This window comes from Anaeroplasma bactoclasticum (genome assembly GCF_003550015.1).
Taxonomy (GTDB): Bacteria; Bacillota_I; Bacilli_A; order Acholeplasmatales; family Anaeroplasmataceae; genus Anaeroplasma; species Anaeroplasma bactoclasticum.
Genome location: NZ_QXEV01000018.1, coordinates 1 through 13,004, shown reverse-complemented (window position 1 = coordinate 13,004; position 13,004 = coordinate 1). Strand labels below are relative to the sequence as shown.

The window sequence follows — 13,004 nt, the reverse complement described above, 5'->3', positions numbered from 1 at the left end:
AAATTGCTACAAAGAAAAAATGAGGAAAAAAAGATGGATTATTTAGAAAAGGCAAATTTATGGAAGAGTTATAAGGATTTAGAGCCTTCTTTAAAGGCAGAGCTAGATTCTATGGATGACAATGCTTTAAAAGAAGCTTTCACTACAGATTTAGCTTTTGGTACTGGCGGACTTAGGGGAGTTTTAGGCGTTGGTACAAATCGTATGAATATTTATATCGTAGGTAAGGCTACATTAGGCTTTGGTAGATATTTACTTAAGCAGTCTAATGTCGCAGGTCAAAGAGGTGTTGCAATTGCCCATGACAACCGTCATCAGTCTGTTGAATTCGCAAGATTCTCTGCTGAGGTTTTAGCTAGCCTAGGATTTAGAGTATTCCTATTTGAATCTTTAAGACCTACACCAGAATTATCTTATGCAGTAAGAAACTTCAAATGTATTGGTGGTATCATGATTACTGCATCTCATAATCCAAAGGAATATAATGGATATAAGATTTATGATGAAACAGGCTGCCAGCTAGTTCCACATATGGCAGATGAGGTTATCGCTGAAATTAATAAAATCGATGACTATTTTGCAATTGAGCATTCATTAAATCATGAATTAATTTATTATATTGGAAAAGAAATTGATGAAAAATATATTAAGGATGTAAAGAAGATCATCCTAAGACCTAATTTAAATAAGGATTTCAAGCTAGTTTATACACCACTTCATGGTACTGGTCAGGTATTTGCACCACAGGTATTACAAAGTGAAGGCTATGATGTAGTACCACTAGCTTGCCAAATGACAAATGACCCAGATTTTTCTGGTGTTAAGACTTCAAACCCAGAAAATAAGGAAGCATATGATGAGGCAATTGAGCTTGCTAAAGAAATTGGCGCTAAGATTGTTTTAGCTACAGACCCAGATGCAGACCGTTTAGGTATTGCTGTTGAGCATAATGGAGAATATATTTTATTCACAGGTAACCAAACTGCTGCATTAGTATTTGATTATATTTGTAAGACAAGAAAAGAATTAGGTACATTACCTGCTGATGGTTACCTATTCACTACAAATGTATCTTCAACACTTCCTATTGCAATTGCTGAAAAGTATGGCTTAAAGACTGAAATTACTTTAACAGGATTTAAGTTCATCGGTGAAAAGGCAAGGGAAATGGAAACTACTCACCGTGGTACTTATGTATTTGGATTTGAGGAATCCTATGGCTGCTTAGTATCTGATTGTGTTCGTGATAAGGATTCTATTCAGGCTATTTTAATGCTTTGTGAAACAGCTGCATACTACCGTGAAAAGGGTATGGACTTATATGATGCATTACAAGAAATCTATAAGGAATATGGATATTATAAGGAAGGAATTACAAATATCTCTTTAAAGGGCCTAGAAGGTGCTGCAAAGATTGGAAGAATTATGAATTATTTCCGTGAATCTAATATTTGCTTGAAGGATTTCAAGATTTTAGCTAAGGATGATGTTTATAAGTCTATGCATTATGATTATGTTACTGACAAGGATTCTACAATTAAGCTTCCTCAGTCTAATGTAATTAAATATTATCTAAATGATAATATGTGGTTTGTACTTCGTCCATCAGGAACAGAACCAAAGCTAAAGGTTTACTATGGTGTTAAGGGTACTTCTAATGAAGAAGCTGATGAAAAGCTTGCTTTATTAGGTAAAGAAGTACTTGAAATTGTAAATATGGTTAAGTAATTTTCAAAAAGAGAGCTGAAAGTGCTCTCTTTTGTTTTTATCCTTTGATTTAGACTTATAGTTGTGCTATCATATATAAGAATTATAGACTTAAAGAAAAGGGGTAAAAATTTATGATTATTTGGCATGATATTGATAATGATCGTATCACAAAGGAGCAATTTGTTGCTTGTATTGAAATCCCTAAGGGAAGTAAGAAAAAATATGAATTAGATAAGGAAACAGGTTTAATTATTCTAGACCGTATTTTATATACATCAACTCACTATCCAGCAAACTATGGATTTATTCCAAGAACATATTCACAGGATAAGGACCCACTAGATGTATTAGTATTATGTGATGAACCATTTGATCCATTAGTATTAGTACGTTGTAAGCCAATTGGTGTTGTAAAGATGATTGATGATGAGGCTGCAGATGAGAAGATTATTTCTGTATGTGTAAATGACCCATCTATGTGTGGTTATAATGACATCAGTGAGCTTCCACCTCATATTTTAGATGAAATTAAGCATTTCTTTATCGTATATAAGCAACTTGAAAATAAGACAACATTCGTTACTGAAATCAATGGTGTTGATGAAGCAAAAAGAGTAATTCAGGCATCTATTGATGCATATAATGATCTTTATTTAAAGTAGTATAAGGAGAGATTTAAAATGGCTTTAACAGCAGGAATTGTAGGATTACCTAACGTAGGTAAGTCTACATTATTTAATGCAATTACAAAGGCAGGCGCATTAGCTGCAAATTATCCTTTCGCAACTATTGAGCCTAATGTTGGTATGGTAAATGTACCAGATGAAAGATTATATGTTTTATCAGGTATGTATAATCCAAAGAAGACTACTCCAGCAGTTTGTGAATTTACAGATATTGCAGGATTAGTTAAAGGTGCATCTAAGGGTGAAGGCTTAGGTAACCAGTTTTTAGGTAACATTCGTAACTGTGATGCAATTTTGGAAGTAGTTAGATGCTTCCAGGATTCTAATGTAACTCATGTAGAGGGTGGAGTAGATCCAGTTAGAGATGCTGAAATTATCAATTTAGAGCTTATTTTAGCTGATTTAGATTCTATTCAAAAAAGAGCAGCTAAATTAGAAAAAAAGGCACAATCTAAAGTAGATGATGCACCAGCTGAATTTGCATTCTTAAAAAGAATTGAAGCATGCTTAATGGCTGAAGAGCCAGTTCGTACTTTATCTTTATCCGAACAAGAAGAAAAGTATATATCTGGATATCAGCTATTAACTGCAAAACCATTTATGTATGTTGGAAATATTAAGGAAGATTTCATTGCAGATCCTGATTCTGACCCAGATTATTTAAAACTTAAGGCTTATGCAGATAAGACAGGTGCTAAATGCATTGCAATTTCAGCTGAAATTGAATCTGAGCTTGCAGTACTAGAAGATGATGAAAAAAATGAATTCCTAGCAGATTATGGTGTAACTGAACCAGGCTTAAATAAGCTTGTACGTGCAACCTATGATCTTTTAGGTTATGCAACATATTTTACAACAGGTCCTGATGAATGTAGAGCTTGGACATTCCGTAAGGGAATGCTTGCACCTGAATGTGCAGGTATTATCCATAGTGATTTCCAGCGTGGATTCATTAGAGCAGAAACTGTAGCATATAACGATTTAGTTAAGTGTGGTTCTATGCTAAAAGCAAAAGAAGCAGGTCTTGTGCGTCAAGAGGGTAAGGATTACGTAGTACAAGATGGCGATGTAATGCTATTTAAATTTAATGTATAATTATCCTAATTTATATAATATAGACGAGAATGTAAAAATTCTCGTCTTTTTTTGTTATTTGAAGTCTATTATTCTATATTGTTTTATCAAATATTCAATATTATTTTACAAAACATTAAAAAACATTAAATCTATTAGTCAAAATGACTTAATCCAAAGGATTAAAATATGTTTCGAAAATTTCGAAACAATACGAAAAAATATTGAAAACTAGGTAAGTAAATTATTTTGAAATTTTTGGTAAAAAAAGTATCATTTTAAGCAAAAATTGTAAGCGATTTTATTGCATAATTACTGTGTTTTTTATATAATTATATTATATTTATAATATAGGTAGAAAAAGAAGGGAGAATTGGGAATGGATTTATTTGATATGGTCCAGGATAATTTCTTTTCGTTATTATCTTCGAAAAATAAAAGAATTTACTTAGCTAGTATCCTTCAGGTTTTTAAGGTTTACGAAACAGGTACAATTTTAGGAATCGAGAAGAAAATTGTTGTAGACGACTTAACTTATTTCTTAGATTCTAATTCAAATTATTTATACAACATTGAAGATGAAGAAGATGAAGAAGCTAATCCTCAAAGTAAGCGTGAGCTTGCAAATTATATTTTACGTAGAATGGAAGAATGTGGCTGGATATATGTCGATGTCACGAATGACTATGTAGAGGTGTTAAATTTCTCGGATGTGGCAATTACGATATGTGAGGCACTATTAAATGCTTATCCAGCAATTGATTTAGCGGATAGTGAACTTCCGGAGGATTATGTTGATCCATCACAGTATCAAGGATATATTTATTCCATTTATACCCTTTTAAATCAAACGGATAATATTGATTATGCATTAACCTTCTCATTAGTATTTTCCAATACAAGACAATTGATTCGTGCAATCAGAAGACTTGATGCAAGAATGAAGGAATATATTCAATCTGTAATTGATAATACGGAAATTAAGAATTTAATGGAAAGATTAATTAAGTATAAAAATGAGGTTTATGATAAATCTTATGTTAAGCTTAAGGTTTCTGATAATATTGACCGTTATAGATTAAATATTGTAACTCGTTTAGAGGAATTCCAAAGCAATGAAACAATCGTTAAGGCTATTTCTAAAAACTATTTAGCAGTTACTAAAACGGAAGAGGAAGCTATTAATAAAGCGATTCGTAATATTGATGAGGTAATTGATGCATTTAATGCGATTGAGGATTTCATTGTTGAAATCGATAATAAGAATAGAAATTACATCAATTCTACAATTGGTAAGATTAAGTTCTTATTATCTGAAGAAGATAATATTATTGGTAAGCTAAATTCTATTTTGAAATTTGTTAAGGATCAAAATAAGAAGGGTAAGCAAGACCGTGCAATGAGAATTCTTGATGGTTTATATAATTTACCTCAGATTAAAGTCTATAATATGGAAAGCTCTTTATATACTCCAAGAGGAGGATATCAAAGAAATGCAAACCAGGTATTAGATGATGTTGGATTTGATTTTGATTTAAATCCAGAATTCTTATCTCAATTCCGTACAGCATATAACGAAGAAGAGGTTGCAAACTTCTTAGATGCAAACTTAGTGGACGGAGTATTCCAAGCTTCTAAGATTTTAAGATATGATTGTACTAGAACAGAATTTATGATGGTTGTATATTCTATCATTTTAGCTGTAGAAAAATCCTATGTGGTTGAAATCATTGATGATTCAAAGGTTGAAACCGAAAAGTTCATTATAAAAGATTTCGTAATTAAGAAAACATTAGTGTAGGAGAGAAAGTATGTTAGACGCATTAGAAAAGATGACCGTTACGCAGCAAGGTCAATTTAAAGATACTGCGAATAAGCTTTTGGCATGTACATTCTTGTCAAGAGATAAAAAGGATAATAAGGAAGCATATTACTTCTTAATGAGCTATAAAGAAGTATTTGATGAATTCTTCCAAATTTTAGGTTACGAAATTACATTAGATATGCCTACAGGCTCTGTAATGCTATCTGGTGCAAGTGCTACAAACACATTAAAGCTTAGAAGAGATGAAACATTAGTTCTATTAATTTTAAGACTTTTATATCATGAAAAGATGAAGGATACTTCCTTAAATGAAAATATCGTTTGTGCAGTTTCTGACATTCATGAAAAATATGATTATTTAGAAATTAAGAAGAAGCTAAATAAAACGGATTTAGTTTCCTCCTTACGTCTACTTAGACGTTATAACCTTATTGAGATTACAGGAGATGTTACAACATCCTCTTGTAAGTTAGTTATTCTTCCTACAATCTTAATGGCTATTAAGACAGAGGATGTAACAGAGGTATTTAATACAATCAATAAGATTAATGCTAGCGAGGAGGCAAAGTAAGATGAAGAAGCTTGTAAAGGTTAGATTAATCAACTGGCATTATCTTGCCAATGAAACAATTGAATTAAATGGTAATACATTACTTACAGGTCCAAATGCCTCTGGTAAGTCTACTATCATGGATGCCATTACTTATGTACTTACAGCTGGTGATACAGCATTCAACCTTGCCGCAAATGAAAAGGGTAAAAGAGATTTAAGAGGTTATGTAAAATGTAAGCTTGGTATGGATGATAGAGAATACCTAAGAAATGGTGACATTTCAGGTCATATCGCACTTCAGTTCCATGATGAAAAGACTGGTCTAGATTTTACTGTTGGTGCAGTTATTGATGCATTCGGTGATTTAACTCCAGTTAAGACAATTTTTTATAGAAGTGATGAACCAATTAATGACTCTATGTTCATTAGTGAAGAAAAGAGCATTTATGGTACAGTAGAATTCCGTAAGCATAATCCATTATTTGAATATTATTTAACAAAGAAGGAAGCAAAAAGAGGATTTAGAAATGCCTTTGGTTCCATCAATGAGGATTTCTATAGATTAATTCCTAAGGCTTTAGCATTTAAGCCAATTGCCGATGTTAAGGAATTCATTTATCAGAATATCCTAGAAGAAAAGGAAATTGATGTTACTGCAATTCAAGAATCTATTCGTGCTTATAAGGAGCTTGAAATCACTTTAAAGCTTATCCAGGGTAAGATTGCTGATTTACATGAAATTGATTTTGTATATCAGGAAATCTTAAAGATTCAAGAGAATAAGGCTTATATTGAATACTTAATGCATTTATTTGATGTTGAAGCTGTAAGAAATGATATCAATGATGCAAAAAGATTAATCGATAAGGAAGAGCAATTAAGAATCCGTAAGACAAAGGAATTACAGGATTTAGATCAAGAAAATATTGCATTACAGGATCGTGCAAGAGAGCTTTATAACCTACTTGCATCGGATGATACATTTAAAGCTGAAGAGTATACAAATAGAGAAATCTTAAAGACTCAGGCAAATATTGCATCCTTAGAAGCAAATAAGCAGGGCTTCTTAAAAAGAAGTGCTAACTTCAAAGATATTGTAAATGCCTTAAGAAAGCTTTCTGATGAAAAGCTTTATACAGAAGCTGCTGGTATTAATTTATCTTTAATTAATATGAATGCAGTAGAAGATACTAAGCTTAGACTTCGTGATTTAAATTCTCGTATGCAGGCTTTAATTTCTAAGAAGAACCAAAGACTTGGTAGCTTAGATGGTCAATTAGAACAAATTATTCAAGAAATCAATCAGATTTCTGTTGCTTTAAGAGATTTAAAGCAGAATAAGATGAATTATAATCCTCAGCTTGTTCAAATTAGACAAGAAATTCAAGAAGGATTAAAGAGAATCTATAATTATGATATCAATGTACATATCTTTGCAGAGCTTTGTGAAATTACAGATCCAAAGTGGGCAGATACAGTAGAAATCTTCTTGCGTAATCGTAGATTCATGATGATTGTAGAGCCTAGATATTATGACCAGGCATTACAAATTTATTCTAGAATTAAAAACAAATATCATTTATATGGTATCGGTTTAGTTAATACAAAGCAGATTCAAAAGTTCAAAACATTTGAAAAGAACTCCCTAGCATCTATTATTGAATCCGATAACCAGGATGCAAGAGCTTATATCAATTATACATGTGGTAGTGTTATCATGTGCGATGACCCTATGGAGCTTGAAAAGTATTCTACATCTATTACAAATGATCACTTATTATATTCTGGATATACAGTTACAGACTTAAATCCAAATGTAGATAAGCCATTTATGGGTAAGAATGCAGCTGCAAAGGCATCCTCCATTTGGGCTGAAAAGGCTGAAGAGGCTAAGGCAAAATATACTGAGGTTAATTCTGAGGTAGAAAGAGTTTCTAAGGAAATTGAATTATTAAGCCAAATTGATATTCGTCCATTGTTAGAGGACTTAGATAAGGCTTTAGAGCTTGTAAAGGAACAGGCTGCCTTAGAGGATTTAACTCGTCAGGCAAAGAGAAGCAAGAATGCTACTCCATCTGAGCTTCAGGATGATTATGAAAAGGTACAGCAATCCATTAAGAATATCGAAAAGAAGAAAATGGATTATTCTATGGAAATTGGTTCTATTGGTACAAGAATCAATGCATTACTTGAAACAGTAAACCAAAAGAATGCTGAACTTGAAAAATTAACAGGTGAGCTTAAGACTTTAGCTGGAGATAATGTAACATTTGAATCTCGTGCTAAGGCAGAATATGAAACCATCGTTCAAGGTCAATCCTTCAAGCAGGCTTTAGCTTTATATAAAGAAAAATATGAAACTGAGGAAGGCTCTTATTCTACATTAGTAGATAACTTAGTTGCAAAGCAGTTTAATTATGTTAATAAGTATAATTCCACTTTAACTATTGGTTTAGCTGAAGTAGATAAGTTTATGGCAGAATTAAATAAGCTTGAAAAGAGTGAATTAATCACTTATGAAACTAAGGTTCGTTCTGCAAGAGAATCTGCCGAAGTTGTATTTAAGGAAGACTTCATTGCTAAATTAAGAAATAATATCTTAACTGCAGAACAAGAAATTGGTAAGATTAATGAGACATTAAAGAACATTAGATTTGGTAATGATTCTTATGAATTCATCTTCCCAAGATCTAGTGAATATGCTCAGTTCTATGATATGGTTACTTCCGATTTAGTTGATTTAAATCAAGGTCTATTCACATATGATTTCCAAAATAAATATGATGAACAGATTCGTGAATTATTCGAATCCCTATCCCAAGATGAAATTAACTCTAATGGTGCTATGAATAAGTTTACCGATTACCGTACATACATGGATTATGATATCAGAATCATTAACCAAGATGGTGATTCCATGACATATTCTAAGGTATTCAAGGAAAAGTCCGGTGGTGAGACTCAGGTTCCATTCTATGTAGCAATTATTGCGTCCTTCGTACGAGTTTATACAAAGACAGGCTTCTCTGGTGGAGATCCTATTGGTGTTGTAATGTTTGACGAGGTATTCGATAAGATGGATGGTAACCGTATGAGAGCCATGATGAGCTTCATTAACTCTATGCCACTACAGGTAATTATTGCCTGCCCTCCACAGAGAATGGATATCTTACAGGATTATGCAGATACTACATTAATCATGGTACGTCAGGGTACTAAGGCTAAGGTTTTACCAATGACAAATAAGGAAGGTGCATTACGCTAATGGGTTTATTCTTTAAAAAGAAAAAAGATCCATATGAGGATATGGATTTAGATCTAAATGAAAATAACTTTGGTAAAGCTTCCGATAGAATCATTATGGAGCGAATGACTTATGATGATACTCACGCAAAGGAACTATTAGATTCTTTAAAAAATGGAAGTCCTCTAGTTTTAAATTTCGATGGTATGAATTTACAACAAGCAGATAAATATATGGCATTCTTCCAAGGCGCTGCAGCGGCACTTGATGGAAGAGCTGTAAGAATTAATGAATCTACATTCTTATATGCTAGAAAGGAAGAATTCCTTGATGGCTCTTTAAAAGAATTTGTAGATGGCTTACCAAAAGAAAACTAAAAGATATGCGAGTCAATTTGACTCGCTATTTTTTATATTATCTGGTACCATAAAAAATAATAAAATTGGTTATTTAAAAGGTATCAGTAATCGATATAATATTAGGTAATGGAGATGATTATTATGACAAAGAGAAAAGATTTATTACTTAAAATTACACTTACTGCAATATTTTCCGCAGTAGTATTTGGATTAACATTTGTTAATGTGCCACTTCCAACAGGAGCTAAGGTACATTTAGGTAATTTTGCTTGTGTACTTGCAGGATTATTACTTGGACCTATTGTAGGTGGAGTATCTGGTTCCTTAGGTATGGGATTAAATGATATCGCAAGTGGATATTCTTGGGATACATTCTTAAGAACATTTATTGTTAAATTCTTATTAGGATTTGTAGTTGGATTATTATTTAAAATCCTAATTAAGAAGGATAAGGCTACAAGAATAACATTATATTCTTTAACAGGCGTATTCTTTATAGGATTTGTTGGTTCTTTAATCTTATATATAGTAAGCCCTGAATATGTATCTAAAGGAGAAGTAGTTCCATTTACAAAAGGTATTACAGTTTCCTTATTCGGAGTTGAAAAGGTGGCATCCTTATCTATTTTAGTTCCAATATTCTTAGGAGTATTCTTTCTTATTTTAGCAGGATTAGTATTCTTTTTGGCTATTTTAGTTAAGAAGAATAAGGAAAGAGAAAGAGTATACTTAGCTGTATCTACAGTTACTGCAATTTCAGTAATTGTAAATACCTTAGGTGAATTCTTCTTAAGATGGTTATTTAAGGGTATTGCCTTATCCTCAAGTGAGGCAGCACTTGTAGATTCTATTACAAAGCTTCCATCCAATTTAATTACTGGTGTTGTAACTATATTATTTGTTACTATTATTTACCTACCAGTATATTTAGCACTTCATTATGCTGGATTCGATAAATATATTATTCATCCAGAATTAAAAGAAATAGAAGATAATAATGAAGAAGTAAAAGAAGATATTAATGAATTAGAAAAGAAAGAGGCCTAGCGATAGGCCTCTTTCTTATAACTGAATTCTTGTGATTGTTAATTCTGTTTTATCCTTATTCCATTGTGCTGTATAAGTTAAGGATTTATGTCTTGGATGCTTATATAAAATGATTTCATTACTTAAGGAATCCGCTTCTTCAATACCTAAGCTTGAAAATGCCTTTAGCATGTCTCCTTCTAGATCATTATTTTCAAAATCCTTAGACTTAAATATAGTAAAGTCCCCAGCTCTAAGGCCAATAATTTTTGCTGCGATATCTGTATATTCTAATACTTCAACCTCAACTTCAACAAGCTTTTTTACAATTTTCATAAGCTATTCCTCCTAATCTTCTTACTTATTATATACCACTTTTTATTTTTGTGTATATATAAATGGTTAAAATGCTATAATTACTATAATGGAGGTATAAAAAAATGGAAGATAAAACTTATTTATGTATCGATTTAAAAACTTTTTATGCCTCTGTAGAATGCGTTGAAAGAGGCTTAGATCCTTTTACAACAAAACTAGTTGTTGCAGACCCAGATAGAAAATCAACAACTATATGCTTAGCAATTTCACCTAGAATGAAGGAATTAGGCATTCATAATAGATGTCGCCTATTTGAAATACCTAAAGACATTTCTTATATTATGGCTAAGCCTAGAATGAAAACTTATATTGCCTATTCGGCAAATATTTATGCCATTTATTTAAAATATGTATCGAAAGAAGATATTTATGTATATTCCATTGATGAATGCTTTATGGATGTAACATCTTATTTAGAAATGTATCAAATGTCTGCTTCAGATTTAGCAAAAAAAATCATCGATGATATATATAATACAACAGGTATTACTGCAACTGCAGGAATAGGTACAAATTTATTTTTAACTAAGGTTGCGATGGATATTGATGCGAAGCATAGGGAAGATCACCTAGGGTATTTAGATATAGAAGAATTCAAAAAAAGAATTTGGCACCATAAGCCAATTACTGATATCTGGCAAATTGGTCATGGTACAGCGAAAAGATTAGAAAAATATGGCGTATATGACCTATATGGAATTACAACGCTAAATAAGGATATTCTTTATAAAGAATTTGGTGTTAATGCTGAAATTTTAATAGACCATGCGAATGGTATAGAGCCTACTACAATAGAAGAAATTAAATCATATGTACCAGAATCAAACTCCATATCTACTCAACAAATACTTGCTGAAGGATATAAATTTGATAAGGCAAGGCTTGCATTTAGTGAGCTTGTAGAGATGTCTATTTTAGATTTAGTCGATAGAGGTGTTGTTGTAAGTGGTATATCTATAGGAGTATCCTATAGGGAAAAAAGAGATGTAAAGTGGGCGGATATGGATAATCCATATAAATCCTTAAGAGGAGATTATTCAAGTTTTAAGCTTGATGAATATGTAAATTCTTATAAAATTTTATATCCATATTTTATGGATATGTTTGATAAGAATGTGAAAAAGGATCAAATTATAAGAAGTATAAGTCTAGGATTCTTTGGTATTAAGGATGAATCTTATAAAACATATGATTTATTTATGGATGAAGATGATTTAAAAAAGGAAGAAGCCTTATCTCATACTATCATAGATTTAAAAAAGAAATATGGTAAAAATTCTATTTTGAAGGCTCAGGATTTAGAAGATTATGCCATCGCTAAAGAAAGAAATAAAACAATTGGAGGACATAATAGTGAGTGATTTTAAAAGAGCGAAAATCTTTATGCCCTTTGATGCCTTAAAGGGCTTTAGAGAAGCCATAAAAGAAAAAGAAAAAATAGTCGTTCCTAAAAAAGAAATGACAGAAGATGATTATAATAAATTGAATTTAGCCTTCCAAAGAATAAAGAAGGGTTCCATGGTTAAGGTTATATATTATTCAAAGGATGAATATATAGAATATACAGGAATGGTATCTGAGGTAAATGAGAGTGCTAGATACATTAAAATTGTTAAGCTAAAAATATCCTTAGATGATATAAAAGAAGTAAATATCATAGAATAAAGATAAACTTTACTATAACTAAAATTTATATCTATTTTTTAACCGAATTTTATTCGATACATTTTCATGAAAAACGTTGTTATCTTTCATGAAAAAATGCAAAAAAATAATATGTCAATATGAAAACAAGTTCATTTTTTATAAATAATTTTGCTAAGTTCAAACAAAAAGTTGGTAAATAGACATCAATAATGTAAAAATAGAGTTTATACTTCAGTCAAAGTGAGGTATTTAACCATGACATTAGATGATTTAAAGAAATTAACACCCGTAGAACTAGACTTTATATCTGCACATATTTATAAATTGGTAAAGGATAGAGTAACTGAAGACACCAAGAATGAAGAAAACTTTAATCATGATCCAGATTGTTGTCCGCATTGTGGATCTCTTTCCTTCATTAAATATGGCTTTAACAAAGGAAAGCAAAAATATTACTGCAAAGACTGCAATAAATTTTTTTCTAAGACAACAGGAACGCTTT

At 31.5% G+C, this 13,004-nt stretch carries 12 protein-coding genes; 11 read left to right on the top strand and 1 reads right to left on the bottom strand.

All coding sequences use genetic code 11. The annotated features are described in order from the left end of the window. Nucleotides 1-33 precede the first annotated feature (33 nt). The 8 genes from EI71_RS07155 to EI71_RS07120 all read left to right on the top strand — a co-directional run bounded on the left by EI71_RS07155 (nucleotide 34) and on the right by EI71_RS07120 (nucleotide 10,498). Entirely contained in the window at nucleotides 34-1,728 is a 1,695-nt protein-coding gene (locus tag EI71_RS07155; RefSeq protein WP_119016573.1) for a phospho-sugar mutase, read from the top strand. A gap of 113 nt (nucleotides 1,729-1,841) precedes the next feature. Next, nucleotides 1,842-2,372 (top strand): inorganic diphosphatase, encoded by a 531-nt coding sequence (locus tag EI71_RS07150; RefSeq protein ID WP_119016572.1) that lies wholly within the window; start codon nucleotides 1,842-1,844, stop codon nucleotides 2,370-2,372. A gap of 18 nt (nucleotides 2,373-2,390) precedes the next feature. Next, a complete protein-coding gene (ychF, locus tag EI71_RS07145) occupies nucleotides 2,391-3,491 on the top strand; it encodes a redox-regulated ATPase YchF (protein WP_119016571.1) in 1,101 nt (366 codons plus the stop codon). A gap of 358 nt (nucleotides 3,492-3,849) precedes the next feature. After that, nucleotides 3,850-5,271: a Wadjet anti-phage system protein JetA family protein gene (locus EI71_RS07140; RefSeq protein WP_119016570.1), complete on the top strand. Its 1,422-nt coding sequence runs from the start codon at nucleotides 3,850-3,852 to the stop codon at nucleotides 5,269-5,271. A gap of 10 nt (nucleotides 5,272-5,281) precedes the next feature. Beyond that, on the top strand, nucleotides 5,282-5,866 hold the full coding sequence (locus EI71_RS07135; RefSeq protein ID WP_119016569.1) for a DUF4194 domain-containing protein: 585 nt from the start codon (nucleotides 5,282-5,284) through the stop codon (nucleotides 5,864-5,866). 1 nt (nucleotide 5,867) lies between these two features. Then, the gene (locus tag EI71_RS07130; RefSeq protein ID WP_162849861.1) at nucleotides 5,868-9,113 is read left to right on the top strand and encodes an ATP-binding protein; all 3,246 of its coding nucleotides are present in this window, start codon (nucleotides 5,868-5,870) and stop codon (nucleotides 9,111-9,113) included. Continuing rightward, nucleotides 9,113-9,469, top strand: a complete 357-nt coding sequence (locus EI71_RS07125; RefSeq protein WP_119016567.1) for a cell division protein SepF — start codon at nucleotides 9,113-9,115, stop codon at nucleotides 9,467-9,469. The genes EI71_RS07130 and EI71_RS07125 overlap by 1 nt, the downstream gene beginning before the upstream one ends. Nucleotides 9,470-9,592: 123 nt before the next feature. Beyond that, nucleotides 9,593-10,498 carry an ECF transporter S component gene (locus EI71_RS07120; RefSeq protein WP_162849860.1) on the top strand — a complete coding sequence of 302 codons (906 nt, stop codon included), beginning with the start codon at nucleotides 9,593-9,595 and terminating at the stop codon, nucleotides 10,496-10,498. A 15-nt stretch (nucleotides 10,499-10,513) separates the two neighbouring features. Here EI71_RS07120 and EI71_RS07115 read toward each other — a convergent pair whose 3' ends face one another. Next, the gene (locus tag EI71_RS07115; RefSeq protein ID WP_119016565.1) at nucleotides 10,514-10,813 is read right to left on the bottom strand and encodes a hypothetical protein; all 300 of its coding nucleotides are present in this window, start codon (nucleotides 10,811-10,813) and stop codon (nucleotides 10,514-10,516) included. A gap of 104 nt (nucleotides 10,814-10,917) precedes the next feature. Here EI71_RS07115 and EI71_RS07110 point away from each other — a divergent pair, with 104 nt between their 5' ends. The 3 genes from EI71_RS07110 to EI71_RS07100 all read left to right on the top strand — a co-directional run. Continuing rightward, the gene (locus tag EI71_RS07110; RefSeq protein WP_162849859.1) at nucleotides 10,918-12,216 is read left to right on the top strand and encodes a Y-family DNA polymerase; all 1,299 of its coding nucleotides are present in this window, start codon (nucleotides 10,918-10,920) and stop codon (nucleotides 12,214-12,216) included. Continuing rightward, nucleotides 12,209-12,520 carry a YolD-like family protein gene (locus EI71_RS07105; protein WP_162849858.1) on the top strand — a complete coding sequence of 104 codons (312 nt, stop codon included), beginning with the start codon at nucleotides 12,209-12,211 and terminating at the stop codon, nucleotides 12,518-12,520. Before EI71_RS07110 ends, EI71_RS07105 begins: the two co-directional genes overlap by 8 nt. A gap of 237 nt (nucleotides 12,521-12,757) precedes the next feature. After that, nucleotides 12,758-13,004: IS1 family transposase (locus tag EI71_RS07100; RefSeq protein WP_147387573.1), on the top strand; the 247-nt coding region annotated here is incomplete at its 3' end.